Source organism: Brevundimonas sp., from assembly GCF_032017145.1.
Classification (GTDB): domain Bacteria; phylum Pseudomonadota; class Alphaproteobacteria; order Caulobacterales; family Caulobacteraceae; genus Brevundimonas.
On the sequence record NZ_DALZQC010000007.1, the window covers coordinates 1 to 16,611 of the forward strand.

Here is a 16,611-nt window from a genome sequence, read left to right on the forward strand (position 1 = left end):
GCCGGCCTCGATCACCGTCTGCCCCGGCAGGGCGGGAACCGCCGCCGCCAGCAGGGCCGCGTCCATGCCGGCGCGATAGCCGCGCGCGGGCTGGCGCAACCGCACCCGTCCGTTCAGCAGGCCGTTCTCCACGATCTGCGGCGGCGTCGTTTCGACCGCGTCCAAGCCTCAATCTCCTTGACCCTCAAGGGGGCGAACATCATTGTGCGCCGCAGTGCGCCGGGGCAAGTCGAACCGGCCGCCCATCCTTCGACGCGGTTCGCCGCGCCAGTGAAAGAGTATCTCTTGGAAGTCGCTCTCGCCGCCGCTCCCCGCTCCAAGGGCGACGTCAACGCTCTTGTCCGGCTGGCCGAGCGCGACATGGCCGCCGTGGACGCGCTGATCCTGGATCGGATGCAGTCGGACGTGCCGATCATTCCCAAACTGGCCGAACATCTGGTGTCGGCCGGCGGCAAGCGCCTGCGTCCCCTGCTGACCGTCGCCGCCGCGCGCGCGGCGGGCGCCGACGACGACATTCTGTCGCCCAAGAAGCTGGCCGCCGCCGTCGAGTTCATCCACACCGCCACCCTGCTGCATGACGACATCGTCGATGCGTCCGAACTGCGTCGCGGCAAGGTCGCCGCCCATCTGATCTGGGGCGCGCCCACCAGCGTCCTGGTCGGCGATTTCCTGTTCGCCCGCGCCTTCGAACTGATGGTCGAGACGGATTCGCTTCGGGCGCTGGGTATTCTGGCCTCGGCGTCGCGCGTGATCTCCGAGGGCGAGGTGCTGCAGCTGACGCGCGCCCACGACCTGAATCTGGATCAGGACACCTATCTGCAGATCATCTCGGCCAAGACCGCCGAACTCTTCGCCGCCGCCGCCGAGGCGGGTGCGGTCGGGGCGGGCGCCTCGGCCGAGGCCGTCAAGGCGATGCGCGACTATGGCATGGCGCTGGGCATCGCCTTCCAGCTGGCCGACGACGCCCTGGATTACGGCGCCACGGCCGAGGCCCTGGGCAAGAACGCCGGCGACGACTTCAACGAGGGCAAGGCCACACTGCCGTTGCTGCTGGCGGTCGCCCGCACCAGGGGGCGCGAGGACGCCTTCTGGGATCGCACCGTGACCAAGGGCGAACGCACGCCCGAGGATTTCGCCCGCGCCCGCGAACTGGTGGTCGGCTCGGGCGCCATCGGCGCGACCCTGGATCTGGCCGGCGAATACGCCGACGCCGCCAAGGCCGCCCTGTCGGTCCTGCCCGCCGGCGACTGGCGCGCGGCGCTGGAGGACCTGGCCGATTTCGCGGTGTCGCGCGCGGCCTGACCGTGACCCAAGCCGCCCCGGCCCCCGCCGACACCCTGGACCAGCAGGTCCGCGACGCCGATCCGGATCGCTGGCTGTCCAGCCGCCTTGTCGCGGAGCCCGCCGCGCGCGCCGATCTTATCACGCTCTACGCCTTCGAGGCCGAGCTGATGGCCATACCGACCCGCGTGACCCAGCCGCTGTTGGCCGAGATGCGCTACACCTGGTGGGCGGAACAGATGGACGGCGTCTTTGCGGGCGCGCCGCGCAAGGGCCATCCTGTGCTGGAGGCCCTGGCCGATCTGGTCGCGCGCCACGGCCTGGACCGCGCGCCGTTCGACGCCCTGATCGAGGCCCATATCGGGCGCGTGCGCGAAGAGCCGCACGACCTGGACGCCTTCTACGTCGGGCCGATGCAGGTCGGGGTTCGGATCCTGGCGGGCGAGGGGCATGACGCGGCCGTCGCGGACGCGGGCCGTGTCCGGGGACTGACGCAGACCGGCCGGGGCCATGAGGCGGCCGCCCTGCGATCCACGGCCAATGCGGGGCTGAAACACTTGCCGCCCCTCGGCTTCCCCGCCGTGGCCCACGCCGCCCTGACCGACCCTGATCGGCCCGAGCCGTTGAAGCGGCTGCGCCTGCTGTGGGCCGTGCTGCTCGGCCGCATCTGACCTAGCCGCTCAGGCCGGCGATCAGGCGCGCCAGCAGGCCGTTCAACGTCTTCTGCTCATCGACCGACAGACCGGAGAGCGCCTCTCGCGCCGTGTCCTGATGACTGGGCATGATGGCGTCGATCAAGGCGAAACCCTTGTCCGTCAGCCGGACCAGCGTAGCGCGACGGTCGCCGGGATGCGGGCGGCGCTCGACCAGGCCCGCCTTCTCCAGCCGGTCGATCCGCGCGGTCATGCCGCCCGAAGACATCATCGCCGCCTCGAACAGGGCGGTCGGCGTCAGGCCGTCGCGCTCTCCCGAGCGACGCAGCGTCGCCATGACATCGAACTCTCCATGCTGAAGGCCATGGCGGGCGAACAGGGGCGTCTGTCGCTCGCGGATCACCAGTTGGGACGCCTCGTTCAGCCGGCCCAGCACCTCCATCGGCAGCATATCCAGGTCTGGGCGTTGCACGGCCCATTGGGCGGCGGCGCGGGAGGCTCGGTCGGGCATGGTTATCTTGACATCGAGATACTTGAGGTCGAGAGACTAGCGCGATTTTCAGCCGGAGTCCTCCATGTCCACACGATCCAACGCCACGCCGACGCGCGGCGCGTCGCTGCTGTTGCTGGCGGCCATCGTCGCCCTGGCGCTGAACCTGCGTCCGGCGATGGCGGCGGTCGGACCCTTGCTGGACCTGATCGAACGGGCGACGGGCATGGGTTCGACCGCCGCCAGCCTGCTGACCACCTTGCCGGTTTTGATGATCGGTCTGGGCGCTCTGTCGATCCGGCCCCTGCGGCGGCGGCTGGGCGAGCGGCGCGGGGTCCTGCTGGGCGCGCTGCTGATCGGCGGGGCCTGTCTGGTGCGGGTTACGCTCAAAGGTACGGCGGGGCTGATCGCCAGCGCGGCGGTCGTCGGCGTCGGCGTCGCATTGATCCAGGCCCTGGCGCCGGTCGTCATCAAACGGGCCTTTCCGGCCCGGTTCGGCACGGTCATGGCGCTATACACGACCGGCATCATGGGCGGCGCGGCGATCGCGGCGGCCACAGCGGCGGGTTTGGCCGAAACGGTCGGCTGGGCCGGGACGCTGGCGCTCTGGAGCCTGCCGGCCTTCGTCGCCGCGATCATCTGGCTGGCGGCGTCGCGCGATCCGGCGGCCGAGGAGCCGAACCGCGCCGCCCTGGTCGAGGCCACGGACCCGGAACGTCCCTTCTGGCGCCAGGACCGGGCGTGGCGGCTGATCCTGATCATGGGGCTGGGCACATCAGCCTATACGCTGGTGCTGGCCTGGCTGCCGCCCTTCTACATCGACCTGGGCGAACCCAGGGCCACGGCCGGCTATCTGCTCAGCGGCATGACCGGCGCCGAGGTCGCGGCGGGCCTGATGGTGTCGATGACCATCGGCCGCTTCCCGGATCGACGCGGACCGATCCTGACGGCGTTGGTGCTGGCCCTGCTGGGTCTGGCGGGGCTGGTGATCGCGCCGATCAGCCTGGCGGTCCCGGTCGTTCTGGTTCTCGGCCTGGGGATCGGGGCCATCTTCCCCCTCAGCCTGATCCTGGCGATGGATCAGATCGAAGATCCCGCACGGTCGGGCGACCTGCTCGCCTTCGTGCAAGGCGGCGGATACATCATCGCCAGCCTGTCGCCGCTGGCCGCCGGCCTGTTGCGCGACCACATGGCCGACCTGACCCAGGCGTGGGTGCTGATGGGCGTCGGCGTGGTCCTGCTGGGCGTGATGACGCTAGGGTTCCGGCCGGGCCTGCCCAAGCTGCGCTGAGCAGGGCCCACCAGATCAGCCCGCGTCGCGCCAGGCTTTCAGGCTTTCCATCGCGCGGATGCTCATCAGCCGCTTCTTGGCGCGACCGCGTTCCTTGGGATGGATGCGCTTGCCGTCCTCGTCGACCTTGGGCGCCTCCAGCGGCGGCAGCAGGCCGTAGTTGATGTTCATCGGCTGGAACTTTGCGCCTTCCAGATGGCCGCCGGTGATGTGTTCGACCAGGGCGCCGATGGCGGTTTCGGGCGGCGGGGCGGACAGGTCGCGACCCAGCGCCTGCGCGGCGGCGAGGCGGCCGGTCAGCAGGCCCATGGAGGCGCTTTCGACATAGCCTTCCACCCCCGTCACCTGACCGGCGAAGCGCAGGCGCGGCATGGCCTTGAGGCGCAGCTGCTTGTCCAGCAGTTGGGGGCTGTTCAGGTAGGTGTTGCGGTGCAGGCCGCCCAGGCGCGCGAACTGGGCGTTCTGAAGCCCCGGGATCATGCGGAAGGTCTCGGCCTGCGCCCCATGCTTCAGCTTGGTCTGGAAGCCGACCAGGTTGAACAGGGTGCCCAGCGCATTGTCCTGACGAAGTTGGACGATGGCGTGCGGCTTGACCGTCGGGTCGCGCGGGTTGGTCAGGCCGACCGGCTTCATCGGGCCGTGGCGCAGGGTTTCGCGGCCGCGCTCGGCCATGACCTCGATGGGCAGGCAGCCGTCGAAATAGGGCACGTTCTCCCAGTCCTTGAACTCGGCCTTGGGGCCGTTCAGCAGGGCGTCGATGAAGGCGTCGTACTGGGCCTTGTCCATCGGGCAGTTGACATAGGCGGCGGCGTCCCCGCCGGGGCCTTCCTTATCGTAGCGCGACTGACGCCAGGCGATGTCGAAGTCGATGCTGTCGGCATGGACGATGGGGGCGATGGCGTCGAAGAAGCTGAGGGACTCCTCGCCGGTCGCCTTCAGGATGGCCTCGGCCAGGGCGGGCGAGGTCAGGGGGCCGGTGGCCACGATGACGTTGTCCCAGTCCTCTGGCGGCAGGCCGGCGATCTCCTCGCGGACGATGGTGACCAGCGGATGGGCCTCAAGCCTGGCGGTCACGGCGGCGGAAAATCCTTCGCGGTCCACGGCCAGGGCGCCGCCGGCCGGCACCTGATGGGCGTCGCCACAGGCCATGATGATCGAATCCAGCGCCCGCATCTCGGCGTGCAGCAGGCCGACCGCATTGAACTCCCAGTCGTCGGACCGGAAGGAGTTGGAGCAGACCAGCTCGGCCAGGCCGTCGGTGTGGTGGGCGTCGGTCTTGACGCCCGGAACGCCGCGCATCTCATGCAGGATGACGGGCACGCCGGCCTGGGCGATCTGCCAGGCGGCCTCGGAACCGGCCAGGCCGCCGCCGATGACATGGATGGGCGAGGGGGAGGGAGAGGAAGCGGTCATCGCGGCCTTCTAGCCATTGGCTGGCGCGGTGTCATGGTCCCCTGCTATATCCGCCCCCGGCAATCGGGGGCGGGTGTTGGACGGACGGCGGATTCTGCGACTGGGCGAGACGTTGTCGGCGGCGGGATCGGCCCTGCCTCGGCTGTGGCGCGGGGCCTGGGGCGCGATCCTGCTGGCGGCCGGGTTCTGGGGCGTCCAGCCGCTGGCGGCGGGCGCGACGGAGCTGGTCTGGGCGCTGTTCGCTCTGGCCGCGACGCTGGCGCTGGTCGGCGCATTGGCGCGGCTATCCATCACCGACGACCCGGTGCAGGCGCGCGGGCTGGGCCTGGGGCCGGCAGGGCTTCAGTTCGGGCGGCCGGAGTTGCGGCTGCTGGGCGCGGGCCTGCTGTGCGCGGTGTTCATGGCCATGATCCTGTCGGTCGTCGCCCTGGTCCTGCTGGCGGTGTTCGGCATGGCCGAGCTGAACGCCCAGGCCATCCAGATGCGCCGGTGGGGCGCGGTCGGGCCGGTCTGGAAGCTGGGGCTTCTGGCGTTGGTGACGGCCTTCGCCCTGTTCGCAGTCGTGGCCTTCAGCGTGCGGCTGTCGCTGTTCGCTCCGGCGACGGTCGGGCGCGGCCACATGATGTCGCTGAACAGCATGACCATTGCGCGCGGGGCCTTCTGGTCTTTGCTGGCCGGTCTGATCGTGACCGGCGCGCCCAAGATCGGCCTGGTGCTGCTGTGGGGCGCGGGCCTGCTGTCCGGCATGGCGGGCTGGGTCGTGTTCGTCGTGGTGCTGACCGCCATCCAGGCGCCGCTGACGATGGCCTTCGTCGGCGCCGCCTATCGCAGGCTGGACGGCTGGACGCCGCCCCAGGACCGAGCCTGAGGCGGCCGTTCGATCAGGCGAGGCCGGCCGCGACCGTATAGGCGGCCTCGGTCTTGGCGGCGACCTCGTCCAGGGTGACGCCGTCGGCCAGTTCGATCAGTTCCAGACCGGCGCCGTCAGGCTTGACGTCGAAGGTGGCCAGGTCGGTGACGATGCGGCTGACGACGCCGGTGCCGGTCAGGGGAAGGGTGCAGGATTTCAGCACTTTGGACTGGCCGTGCTTGTTGGCGTGTTCCATGACCACGACCACGCGCTTGACGCCCGCAACCAGGTCCATGGCGCCGCCCATGCCCTTCACCAGCTTGCCGGGGATCATCCAGTTGGCGATGTCGCCGTTCTGGGCCACCTCCATCGCGCCCAGGATCGACAGGTTGATGTGGCCGCCGCGGATCATGGCGAAGCTGTCGGCGCTGCTGAAGTAGGACGACTCTGGGATCTCGGTGATCGTCTGTTTCCCGGCGTTGATCAGGTCGGGGTCCTCGTCGCCCTCATAGGGGAAGGGGCCCATGCCCAGCATGCCGTTCTCGGACTGAAGGGTCACGGTCATGCCGGCGGGGATGTAGTTGGCGACCAGGGTCGGGATGCCGATGCCCAGGTTCACATAGAAGCCGTCCTGCAGTTCCCGGGCGGCGCGTTCGGCGAGTTGTTCGCGGGTGCGGGGCATGATCAGACCTCCGATCCGGCGGCGGCGCCGGCGACACGTTGACGGACGGTGCGCTGTTCGATGCGCTTTTCGGACACGGTCTGGACCAGGCGGTCGACATAGACGCCCGGGGTGTGGATGTGGTCGGGATCCAGCGAGCCGACGGGGACGATCTCCTCCACCTCGACGACCGTGACCTTGCCGGCCGTGGCCATCATCGGGTTGAAGTTGCGGGCGGTCTTGCGGAACACCAGGTTGCCGCGCTCGTCGGCCTTCCACGCCTTGACGATGGAAAGGTCGGCGACCAGGCCGGTTTCCATCACATAGTCGCGGCCGTCGAAGTTGCGGACCTCCTTGCCCTCGGCGACCAGGGTGCCGACGCCGGTGGCGGTGAAGAAGGCGGGAATGCCTGCGCCGCCGGCGCGGATGCGCTCGGCCAGGGTGCCCTGGGGGTTGAACTCAAGCTCCAGCTCGCCGGCGAGATACTGGCGCTCGAACTCCTTGTTCTCGCCGACGTAGGAACTGATCATCTTGGCGATCTGGCGGGTGCCCAGGAGTTGGCCCAGGCCGAAGCCGTCGACGCCGGCGTTGTTGGAGATGACCGTCAGGCCCTTGACGCCGCTGTCGCGCAGGGCGGCGATCAGGTTCTCGGGGATGCCGCACAGGCCGAAGCCGCCGGACATGACCGTCATGCCGTCGAAGGTCAGTCCCTCAAGCGCGGACGTGACGTCAGCGTAGATCTTTCCCATCGCTCTCCCTTTTTTCATCATCTGGTGAATATCGGCTGTTGACCACGCCTAACGCGGGGGCGGGCGAGGGGCAAGTCGCGGCGTGGATCGGGCGTCGCGATTTTCAGACGCACCCCTTGCGAAAAACAGGGTGCAATTGGTGCACTTCGTCCAGAACTCCCCCGCATCGGCGTCTGAAAAAGACAGGGTGCAAAGTGTGCACTTCGTCCGAAATCGCGCCGCTTCGGACCGGATGTCGGCATCGGGGGCGCCGTGTGCAAGGGCGGATGCATCCGCTGGAGGCGAGGCGGCGTATTCCCTGAGACCTGCAAGCTTCGCCTGATCGCCAAGGACGCCCGATGACCCTGACCAATGTCGCCATTCGCCAGCTTCAGGACGCGCCCTTTCCCGATTTCATCACCCGTCCGGCGATCGACAGCCTGGTGACGGAGGCCAGGAAGCGGCTGGATCGCGACGGTCCGCACGACGAGGCGGCGTTCGCCCGCGACATGGCTCAGCGCGCCATCGCAGAGCATACGGATGCGGCGAACCAGCAGCATTACGAACTGCCGCCCGAGTTCTTTCAGCTGTGCCTGGGCCAGCGGCTGAAATATTCCTGCTGCCTGTATCCGACCGGCGCGGAAACCCTGGATCAGGCCGAGGCGGCGGCGCTGACCGAGACCTGCGCCCATGCCGATCTGATGGACGGTCAGACGATCCTGGAGATGGGCTGCGGCTGGGGATCGCTGTCGCTGTGGATGGCGGAGACATACCCCAATGCGAAGATCACGGCGGTGTCGAACAGCCACGGGCAGCGCGGCCATATCGAGGCCCAGGCGGCGGCGCGGGGCCTGACCAATCTGACCGTCATCACCCGCGACATGAACGCCTTCGACACCGATCAGCGGTTCGACCGCATCGTCTCGGTGGAGATGTTCGAACATATGGCCAACTGGCGCGCCCTGCTGACCAAGGCGCGGGGCTGGCTGAAGGCCGACGGGCGGATGTTCATTCACGTCTTCACCCACCGCGAAGCCCCTTATCGGTTCGACCACACCGACAGCGACGACTTCATCGCCCAGCATTTCTTCACCGGCGGCGTCATGCCCAGCCGCGGCCTGATCCGGCAGTTCCCCGACCTGTTCGCGGTGGAGCAGGAATGGACTTGGAACGGCGGTCATTACGCCCGGACGGCCAACGACTGGCTGGCCAACATGGATCGGAACGCCAAGCGGGTCGCGGTGTTGATGCGCCAGACCTATGGCGACGACGCCAGACTGTGGACCCGTCGCTGGCGGCGGTTCTACCTGGCGACGGCCGGCCTGTTCGGCAACGACGAAGGGCGGACCTGGGCGGTCAGCCATTACCGACTGAAACCTGTTTGAGGACACGAGCATGATCAAATATGTCGCGGCCTATCTGGGGGCCGGCCTGACCTTCGCCGCCATCGACTTCGTCTGGCTGACCACCATGACAGAGCGGCTGTATCGGCCCGTGCTGGGGCCGATCATGGCGGACAAGCCGGACATGAAGGCGGCGGTGCTGTTCTATCTGATCTCCATCGCCGGGACCGTCTTTCTGGCCATCGCGCCCGCGCTGAAGGACGGCAACTGGACGCGGGCGGCGTTGAGCGGGGCGGTGCTGGGGTTCGTGGCCTATGCGACCTATGACCTGACCAACCAGGCGACGCTGGCGGCGTGGCAGACCAGGCTGACGGTGGTGGACCTGATGTGGGGCACGGTGCTGACCGCGACCTCGGCGACCGGCGGCTATTTCGCCGCGCGCTGGGCCGAGGGCCGGTTCGGCTGAACTCAAGACCGGCCCCGCTCTTGCAGGCCTACACCTTGCGTGTGTGGTGTCGCGCCAGGGTTGAGGGGCCGGGGCGTTCAGCAGCGTCCGCATCCGGTCGGCCAGGGCGAAGTCGTCGGTCGGGTCGAAATAGAGGGCGGCGTCGGCGCAGACCTCCCTGGTCCCCGGGATGTCGGAGGCGATCACGGGGCAGCCCTGAACCATGGCCTCCAGCGGCGGGATGCCGAAGCCTTCGTACAGGCTGGGGAAGATCAGCCCCGCCGCGCCGCGCAGGAGGGCGGCGACCTCAGGGTCCGTGCGGCGACCGGCCAGGACGATGCGTGGGTCGTCGGGCACAAGCGACGCCCTGGTCACGCCGGTCAGATGCGCGCCGACCAGCACCAGCCGCAGGTCTGGATCGGGAAGATGGGCCAGGGCGCGGGCCGCGACGGCGAGGTTCTTGTTCGGCGCAAGATTGCCGACGGCGATGAAGTAGCGTCGTCCGGGCAGGTCCAGCGCCCGCAGGATTTCCGTGTCCGGCGAGATGTCCCGAAGATGATCGGCGCTGTTCGGCGCCACGGCGATGGCGTCGGGCGCCAGGTTCAGCACGGCCGCCAGTTCACGCTGTGAAAACCGCGACACGGTGGCCAGTCGCGCCCGTTTGGCCAGCCGTCGATCCAGAATCCGATGCGCCAGGGCGTAGCGGGCTCTGAACATGTCGGGGCGACGGAAGACGGCGGCGTCGTGGATCACCACCAACTGACGCGAATGCCCGACCGGCCCGGCCCCGCACAGGGACAGCAGACGATGGCTGCGCGCCGCATCCGCCAGGCGAACCTGCTCCCACAGATGGCCGCCGGGACCGGACAGGCGGGACGTGGGAATCCGGTCCTGGGCCAGGACATCGGCGCCATCGGGGACCATCAGCCGGTAGCGAAGGCGGGCGTCTGGCAGGCGGTCCAGGGCGCGAACGATCTCGCGGGCGTAGCGCTGTACGCCGCCGAGGGGCTGGCTCAGGAACCGCCCGTTTATCAGTATGGGGTCAGCCACCCAGACGGCGCCCCTGGAAGGCTCGGCGATAGATGTCCGCTGTCTGCGCCGCCATCTGCGCGGCCGAAGGCAGGGTCGCCCCCGCGCAGAGCCTGGGCGGGCGGGCCAGGGCGGCCAGCATCGCCTGGGCCAGGTCTTCGGCGGGCGCATCGACGGGCAGACGGTCGATCCGCGCGCCGGCCGCCATCAGACGGCCGGTTCCGCCCACCTCGGTCGCGACGATGGGCAGGCCCAGGGCGGCGGCCTCGATCAGGGCGTAGGCGTCGGCCTCGTAGCGGCTGGTCAGGGCGAACAGATCGAAGCCCGCCATCATTTCGCGCGCATCCGCCTGGCCCAGCAGGCGCACGGCCGCGCCGCCCTTGCTCGCCACGGCGGCCGCCAGATCGCCCTGTCCGATCATGACGCCGAGAAGGCGGGGGTTGCACTGTTGGGCCAATCGCGCTGCTTTGGCGAAGCGCAGCGGGTCCTTCTGGCGACAAAGGCGGCCGACGAAACCGACGATCAGGGCGTCGTCCGGTGCGCCCATGATCCGGCGGGCGGCGGCGCGGTCGGGCCGGGGCGGGGCGGCCAGACCGTTCGGCACGACGCGCAGGCGGTCCTTCGGCAGGCCCCATCGACGAGCGACGGCGGCCTCCTCAGTCGAGACGGCGATGACGGCGTCGGTCGATGCGCGGGCCAGCGTCCATTCCACCGCGCCGGCCACGACCCTGGCCAAGCCTGCGTCGCCCATCATCGGCAGGGCATGAGGCGTGTATATCCTGGCGGCGCCGGGCGCGTGGGCCAGACGCACCAAGGCCCCGGCCTTGGCGCTGTGGCCATGCAGGATTTCGAACGGACCCCGTTGGGCGATCAACCGGTTCAGGGCCTTGAGCGCTGAAACATCCCAGGGACCGACCGCGCGGCGCAAGGGCAGTTGTTCGACGGCGGTGAAGGGCACGGTCGCGATCCCAGCCTCGAAACCCGGTTCGGCGCGCAGGGGCGAATAGGCCAGGGCGACCGAATGGCCGTCGTCGATCAGGGCGGCGCTCATATCGACGACGTGGCGTCCCGAGCCGCCGCCTGACGGCTCGATGACCTGGAGAATACGCACACCAGCCGTCCCCCGAACGATGGATCAGTTTCGCAACTGCAAGCCATCGTCGGAAAACGTCAAGATTGTATTCTTAGTTGACCGTCGCCTTGACGATCTTGCCGGGGCTGCGCGGCGGCTCGCCCTTGGGCAGGGCGTCGATGTGTTGCATGCCCGATTCGACCTGACCCCAGACGGTGTACTGGCGATCCAGGAAGGTGGCGTCGTCGAAGCAGATGAAGAACTGCGAGTTGGCGCTGTTGGGATCGGAGGTGCGGGCCATCGAGCAGACGCCGCGCACGTGCGGCTCGGCCGAGAACTCCTGCTTCAGGTTCGGCTTGGTCGAGCCGGAGGTGCCGGTGCCGGTGGGGTCGCCGCCCTGGGCCATGAAGCCCGGAATCACGCGGTGGAAGACCACGCCGTCATAGAAGCCTTCCGAAGCCAGTTCGGTGATGCGGGCGACATGGCCGGGGGCCAGGTCGGGGCGCAGCTTGATGACCACGTCGCGGGCTTCGCCGTCGCCGGTGTCCAGGGTGAAGGTCAGGGTGTCGGCCATGTCGGTCGTCCTCTTGCGGTTGATTTGGGGCGGGACATAGCCCGCAACGTCGGTCGGGGCTATGTGGGAACGATGAGCGAAGACGAAAAGCCCCAAGAGCGCAGACGGATGGTGCGTCCCCCCACGGGCGGGACCGCCGCCGGACGCGGCATGGGCACGAAGATGAAGACGGCCGACACCAAGTCGATGTCGAGCCAGCAATGGATCAAGCGCCAATTGTCGGACAAATGGTCGGAGCGGGCGCGGGCGGAAGGCTGGCGTTCGCGCGCGGCCTTCAAGCTGATCGAGATCGACGACAAGTTCCGGCTGATCAAGCGCGGGTCGCGGGTCATCGACCTGGGCGCGGCGCCGGGCGGCTGGCTGCAGGTCGCGGTCGATCGCGGCGCGGCGGCGGTGGCGGGGGTGGACCTGCTGATGATCGAGCCCGTGCCCGGCGCGACGATCCTCCAGGCCGACTTCACCCATCCGGGCGTGGATCAGCAACTGCTGGACGCGGTCGGCGGAGCGCCTGATCTGGTGCTGTCGGACATGGCGCACAACACCGTGGGTCACCGCCAGACGGACCACCTGAAGATCATCGCCCTGATCGAGATCGCCGCCGATTTCGCCATCCGCACCCTGAGGCCGGGCGGAAATTTCGTGTCCAAGAACTTCCAGGGCGGCGACGCCGGCGGGGTTCTGGCGCGGCTGCGCGAGGAGTTCGAGACGGTGAAATACGTCAAGCCGGCGTCCAGCCGTAAGGACAGCGCCGAGGTGTTTCTGGTGGCGCTGAACAAGCGCTGAGACTTTAGGCGGCCGCGACCTGCTGGCGGGCGCGTCGGGCTTCGATCCGGGACCAGATACGGTCGTGCAGGGTGAAGAAGACCGTCTGCACCAGCGGCTCGATCATGCCGATGGCCAGGGCCGTGCGGATGTCGTGGGTCAGGGCGAAGGCGACTGTGACGGCCACGGTGAAATGCATGACGCCGTAGGTCAGCGTCTTCATCGCGATCTGCCGGAACGAGCGGGGCAGGGCGTGGCTGTGGCCCGCATGATCGTGGACGCGCGCCTGTTCGTCCGGCGACATGACGTCCAGACGGGCGGCGACGGCCTCGGTCGCCTCTTCCAGACCCGAGGCCAGGCGACGGCGTTCGATGCGGTGCCAGACGCGGTCGTGGATGGAATAGGCGATGGTCTGGAAGATCGGCTCGACAACCCCGACCGCCAGGGCGATGCGCCAGTCGCCGGTGATGACGAAGGCGGTCAAGATGGCCACCACCAGATGCATCAGCCCATAGCTGGCGATCTTCATCGCCAGTTTTCGCGCGGTGCTGAGGATGACGCCGACCATGCGATCAGAATGGTGAGCCGCCGTTACGGTTGCAAAGCAATAAAATCTATCGCGCCCATAAGCGGCAAGGCCCTTGCCCCGCCCCCCCGCATCCCGTTATACGCGGCCCGCAAAACGGAGACTCCCCTATGGAGATACGCGAAGGACTGACCTTCGACGATGTTTTGCTGGAACCCGGCCCGTCCGAGTTCATGCCGGCGATGGTCGATGTCTCGACCCAGCTGACGCGCGACATCAGACTGAACATCCCGCTGCTGTCGTCCGCCATGGACACGGTGACGGAAAGCCGCCTGGCCATCGCCATGGCCCAGTCGGGCGGCCTGGGCGTTCTGCACCGCAACATGACCATCGAGGAGCAGGCCGATCAGGTCCGCGCCGTCAAACGCTATGAGAGCGGGATGGTGGTCAATCCGGTGACGGTCGGCCCCCAGACGACGCTGGGCGAGGTGCGCCAGATCGTCGAGGCCAAGAAGATCACCGGCTTCCCCGTCGTCGATCCGGCGACCGGCAAACTGGTCGGGATGCTGACCCACCGCGACATGCGGTTCGAGAGCGACCTGAACGTCACGGCCGCCTCGCTGATGACCACGGGCGACCTGATCACGGTGCGCGAGGGCGCCAGCCGTGAAGAGGCGCGCGAACTGCTGCGGACCCGCAAGATCGAGCGGGTCATCGTGGTGGACGAGGATTATCGCGCCGTGGGCCTGATCACCATGAAGGACATCGAGAAGGCCCAGGCCTTCCCCAACGCCGCCAAGGACGAGCAGGGGCGCCTGCTGGTGGGCGCCGCCTCCACTGTCGGCGACGCCGGTTACGAGCGGGCCATGGCGTTGGCGGAGGCGGGCGTGGACGTGGTGGTGATCGACACCGCCCACGGCCATTCGGCCTCGGTCGCCCAGGTCGTCGAGCGGATCAAGCGCGAGTCGAACCGTTTGCAGGTCATCGCCGGAAACGTGGCCACCTATGACGCGACGCGCGCCCTGATCGACGCGGGCGCCGATGCGGTGAAGGTGGGCATCGGTCCGGGCAGCATCTGCACCACCCGCATCGTGGCGGGCGTGGGCGTGCCGCAGCTGACGGCGGTGATGGATGCGGCGCGCGCCGCGCGGGGCACGGGCGCCTCGGTCATCGCCGACGGCGGCATCAAATATTCCGGCGACCTGGCCAAGGCCATCGCGGCCGGCGCCAATGTGGCCATGATGGGCTCGATGTTCGCCGGCACCGACGAAAGCCCCGGCGAGGTCTTCCTGTATCAGGGGCGCAGCTACAAGTCGTACCGCGGCATGGGTTCGGTCGGGGCGATGGCGCGCGGCTCGGCCGACCGATACTTCCAGAAGGAAGTCTCGTCCGAGAAGCTGGTGCCCGAGGGCATCGAGGGCCAGACCGCCTACAAGGGGCCGATCGCGCCGGTGCTGCACCAACTGGTCGGCGGGCTTCGCGCCTCCATGGGCTATGTCGGGGCGGGCACGATCACCGACTTCCAGGACCGTGCGCGCTTCGTGCGCATCACCGGCGCGGGCCTGCGGGAAAGCCATGTCCACGACGTGATGATCACGCGCGAGGCGCCGAACTACAGACAGGGTTGAGGCCATGACGACCGAACTGACCTATCTGGCCTTGACGCTGATCCTGGCGCTGGTGCAGGTCTTCCTGCCGGCAGGGGCGCGGACGGTCGAGTTCGGTTCGAAATGGAATGCGGGCGCGCGCGACACGACGCCGGTGGCGAAGAAGCCGCTGACGGGCCGTCTGGAACGCGCCCAGGCCAATCTGTATGAGACCCTGCCGCTGTTCATCGGCGCCGTGCTGATCGCCCATGTGATCGGGGCGGATAGCCCCCTGACCCTGTGGGGGACGGCGCTCTATTTCTGGGCGCGCGTCGTCTATGTGCCGCTCTACGCCCTTGGCGTTCCCTATGTTCGGTCGCTGGTCTGGTTGGTCTCGCTTGCGGGACTGGTCATGGTGCTGGCGTCCCTGTTTTTCCTGAAAGCCTGAATTGACCCCAGCCGCCCGTCTCGCCGCCGCCGCCTCCATCCTGGACTCCATCGCCCAGGGCCGCCAACCGGCCGAGGCCGTCCTGAAGGCCTGGGGCGGCGCCAACCGCTACGCCGGGTCCAAGGATCGTCGCGCCATCGCCGACCGGGTCTATAAGGTGCTGCGTGCGCGCGGCCGCCTGTCGTGGATCATGGGCGGGCGCGAGGATGGCCGCGCCCTGGTGATCGGCTCGCTGCACGCCATCGACGGCCTGCCTCTGGAAGAGATCGAGGCCCTGCATTCGGGCGACGGCTATGGCCCGCGTCCGCTGTCCAAACAGGAGCGCAGCCGCATCACGGCCGGGCAGGGCGAACTGCCCGGCTGGGTCGTCGCCGGCCTGCCCGAGTTCGTGGTCGAGGATTTCAAGGCGGTCTTCGGCGAGCGCTGGGCCGAGGAAGCCCACGCCCTGATGGCGCCCCGCGCGCCCATCGACCTGCGCGTCAACGGCGCGGTCGCGACGGTGCAAGAGGTCGAGAGCGAACTGCGCGAAGCCGGTCTGGACGTGGCTCGCACGCCCTGGTCCGAGTGGGGCTTGCGTGTGCCGTCCGAGCCGCCGCCCAACATCCAGGCGCTGGAAGGCTTCAAGGCCGGAAAGTTCGAGATTCAGGACGAAGGCAGTCAGGTCGTCTGCTGGCTGGCGGGCGCCGAACCGGGTTCGACGGTGGTGGACTATTGCGCGGGCGGCGGCGGCAAGACCCTGGGTCTGGCGCAGGCCATGTCCGCACAGGGCAAGCTGGTCGCGTCTGATGTCGTGAACAAGCGTCTGGAGAACATCCGCCCGCGTCTGCAACGCGCAGGCGTGGAGGCGGATCTGGTCCTGATCGGTCAGAACGGCGGCGGTCTGGAAGACCTGAACGGTCAGGCCGATCTGGTGTTCGTCGATGCGCCCTGTTCGGGTTCCGGCACCTGGCGTCGCCGCCCGGAGGACGCCTGGCGTCTGACGGCGGAAGAGGTCGAGAAGCTGCACGGCCTGCAGGTCCGCATCCTGGGGCAGGCGGCCAAGCTGGTGAAGCCGGGCGGACGACTGGTCTATGTGACCTGCTCGATGCTGGCGCGCGAGAACGAGGCCAGCGTGGACGCCTTCGAGGCCACTCATCCCGACTTCACGCCCGTTCCGATCCTCCCCAGCGAAGCGGGGGAGGGGGACCACGCGCAGCGTGGTGGAGGGGGCGGCCACAGTTCCGGCGCCGGGGAGGCGTCCGCCCCCTCCACCGCTTCGCGGTCCCCTTCCCCCGTGAACGGGGGAGGATACTTGACCAACGCGGCCCGCGCGAAGTTCGCCGAACTGGCGTCCGGCGCGCGTCTGCGTTTGTCGCCGGCATCCGCCGACACCGACGGCTTCTTCGCCGCCGTTTACGAGCGCACCGCGTGAGGACGGGGCGCCAGGAACGATACGGCGACGTCTCGGTCCTGTGCGTCA

At 68.7% G+C, this 16,611-nt stretch carries 17 protein-coding genes and 2 pseudogenes; 10 read left to right on the forward strand and 9 right to left on the reverse strand.

Annotated features, from left to right (window positions below; genetic code table 11):
- A pseudogene (locus RTU05_RS02120) lies at window positions 1-135 on the reverse strand (methyltransferase); the annotation flags it as partial.
- A gap of 225 nt (window positions 136-360) precedes the next feature.
- Between RTU05_RS02120 and RTU05_RS02125 the strand changes: the two are divergent.
- Together RTU05_RS02125 and RTU05_RS02130 are read left to right on the forward strand one after the other, a co-directional pair.
- Window positions 361-1,302, forward strand: coding sequence for a polyprenyl synthetase family protein (locus RTU05_RS02125; protein WP_409411585.1), 942 nt, complete (start codon window positions 361-363; stop codon window positions 1,300-1,302).
- A gap of 2 nt (window positions 1,303-1,304) precedes the next feature.
- Window positions 1,305-1,952, forward strand: a complete 648-nt coding sequence (locus RTU05_RS02130) for a squalene/phytoene synthase family protein (protein ID WP_312595297.1) — start codon at window positions 1,305-1,307, stop codon at window positions 1,950-1,952.
- 1 nt (window position 1,953) lies between these two features.
- Here the strand turns inward: RTU05_RS02130 and RTU05_RS02135 are convergent, their stop codons facing one another.
- The gene (locus RTU05_RS02135) at window positions 1,954-2,445 is read right to left on the reverse strand and encodes a MarR family transcriptional regulator (protein WP_312595299.1); all 492 of its coding nucleotides are present in this window, start codon (window positions 2,443-2,445) and stop codon (window positions 1,954-1,956) included.
- Between the two features lie 64 nt (window positions 2,446-2,509).
- Here RTU05_RS02135 and RTU05_RS02140 point away from each other — a divergent pair, with 64 nt between their 5' ends.
- Window positions 2,510-3,715 (forward strand): MFS transporter, encoded by a 1,206-nt coding sequence (locus tag RTU05_RS02140; RefSeq protein WP_312595301.1) that lies wholly within the window; start codon window positions 2,510-2,512, stop codon window positions 3,713-3,715.
- A 15-nt stretch (window positions 3,716-3,730) separates the two neighbouring features.
- On the opposite strand, the gene trmFO is transcribed toward RTU05_RS02140, so the two are convergent.
- The gene (gene trmFO / locus RTU05_RS02145) at window positions 3,731-5,128 is read right to left on the reverse strand and encodes a methylenetetrahydrofolate--tRNA-(uracil(54)-C(5))-methyltransferase (FADH(2)-oxidizing) TrmFO (RefSeq protein ID WP_312595303.1); all 1,398 of its coding nucleotides are present in this window, start codon (window positions 5,126-5,128) and stop codon (window positions 3,731-3,733) included.
- Window positions 5,129-5,156: 28 nt separating this feature from the next.
- Between trmFO and RTU05_RS02150 the strand changes: the two genes are divergently transcribed.
- The gene (locus tag RTU05_RS02150) at window positions 5,157-5,996 is read left to right on the forward strand and encodes a hypothetical protein (RefSeq protein WP_312595305.1); all 840 of its coding nucleotides are present in this window, start codon (window positions 5,157-5,159) and stop codon (window positions 5,994-5,996) included.
- A gap of 13 nt (window positions 5,997-6,009) precedes the next feature.
- Here RTU05_RS02150 and RTU05_RS02155 read toward each other — a convergent pair whose 3' ends face one another.
- Window positions 6,010-6,660, reverse strand: a complete 651-nt coding sequence (locus RTU05_RS02155; RefSeq protein WP_312595307.1) for a 3-oxoacid CoA-transferase subunit B — start codon at window positions 6,658-6,660, stop codon at window positions 6,010-6,012.
- A 2-nt stretch (window positions 6,661-6,662) separates the two neighbouring features.
- A complete protein-coding gene (locus tag RTU05_RS02160) occupies window positions 6,663-7,388 on the reverse strand; it encodes a CoA transferase subunit A (RefSeq protein ID WP_312595309.1) in 726 nt (241 codons plus the stop codon).
- A 338-nt stretch (window positions 7,389-7,726) separates the two neighbouring features.
- Between RTU05_RS02160 and RTU05_RS02165 the strand changes: the two genes are divergently transcribed.
- A complete protein-coding gene (locus RTU05_RS02165) occupies window positions 7,727-8,752 on the forward strand; it encodes a cyclopropane-fatty-acyl-phospholipid synthase family protein (protein WP_312595311.1) in 1,026 nt (341 codons plus the stop codon).
- A 10-nt stretch (window positions 8,753-8,762) separates the two neighbouring features.
- The gene (locus RTU05_RS02170) at window positions 8,763-9,176 is read left to right on the forward strand and encodes a DUF2177 family protein (RefSeq protein WP_312595313.1); all 414 of its coding nucleotides are present in this window, start codon (window positions 8,763-8,765) and stop codon (window positions 9,174-9,176) included.
- Window positions 9,177-9,305: 129 nt separating this feature from the next.
- Here RTU05_RS02170 and RTU05_RS18255 read toward each other — a convergent pair.
- The 3 genes and pseudogenes from RTU05_RS18255 to RTU05_RS02185 all read right to left on the reverse strand — a co-directional run.
- Window positions 9,306-10,079, reverse strand: a pseudogene (locus RTU05_RS18255) (glycosyltransferase family 4 protein); the annotation flags it as partial.
- Between the two features lie 118 nt (window positions 10,080-10,197).
- A complete protein-coding gene (locus RTU05_RS02180) occupies window positions 10,198-11,295 on the reverse strand; it encodes a glycosyltransferase (protein WP_312595317.1) in 1,098 nt (365 codons plus the stop codon).
- 73 nt (window positions 11,296-11,368) lie between these two features.
- Complete coding sequence (locus RTU05_RS02185) at window positions 11,369-11,830, reverse strand: peptidylprolyl isomerase (RefSeq protein ID WP_312595319.1); 462 nt, start codon at window positions 11,828-11,830, stop codon at window positions 11,369-11,371.
- Window positions 11,831-11,902: 72 nt separating this feature from the next.
- Between RTU05_RS02185 and RTU05_RS02190 the strand changes: the two genes are divergently transcribed.
- The gene (locus tag RTU05_RS02190; protein WP_312595321.1) at window positions 11,903-12,613 is read left to right on the forward strand and encodes an RlmE family RNA methyltransferase; all 711 of its coding nucleotides are present in this window, start codon (window positions 11,903-11,905) and stop codon (window positions 12,611-12,613) included.
- 4 nt (window positions 12,614-12,617) lie between these two features.
- On the opposite strand, the gene RTU05_RS02195 is transcribed toward RTU05_RS02190, so the two are convergent.
- Window positions 12,618-13,160: a DUF2061 domain-containing protein gene (locus tag RTU05_RS02195; protein ID WP_312595322.1), complete on the reverse strand. Its 543-nt coding sequence runs from the start codon at window positions 13,158-13,160 to the stop codon at window positions 12,618-12,620.
- 128 nt (window positions 13,161-13,288) lie between these two features.
- On the opposite strand from RTU05_RS02195, the gene guaB reads away from it, so the two are divergent.
- From guaB to RTU05_RS02210, 3 genes are read left to right on the forward strand one after another with little or no spacing between them, the layout of a single operon-like run.
- Window positions 13,289-14,746: an IMP dehydrogenase gene (gene guaB, locus RTU05_RS02200; RefSeq protein WP_312595323.1), complete on the forward strand. Its 1,458-nt coding sequence runs from the start codon at window positions 13,289-13,291 to the stop codon at window positions 14,744-14,746.
- A 4-nt stretch (window positions 14,747-14,750) separates the two neighbouring features.
- Window positions 14,751-15,152: an MAPEG family protein gene (locus RTU05_RS02205; RefSeq protein WP_312595325.1), complete on the forward strand. Its 402-nt coding sequence runs from the start codon at window positions 14,751-14,753 to the stop codon at window positions 15,150-15,152.
- Between the two features lies 1 nt (window position 15,153).
- Window positions 15,154-16,563, forward strand: coding sequence for an RsmB/NOP family class I SAM-dependent RNA methyltransferase (locus RTU05_RS02210; protein ID WP_312595327.1), 1,410 nt, complete (start codon window positions 15,154-15,156; stop codon window positions 16,561-16,563).
- The last annotated feature ends 48 nt before the right edge of the window (window positions 16,564-16,611 follow it).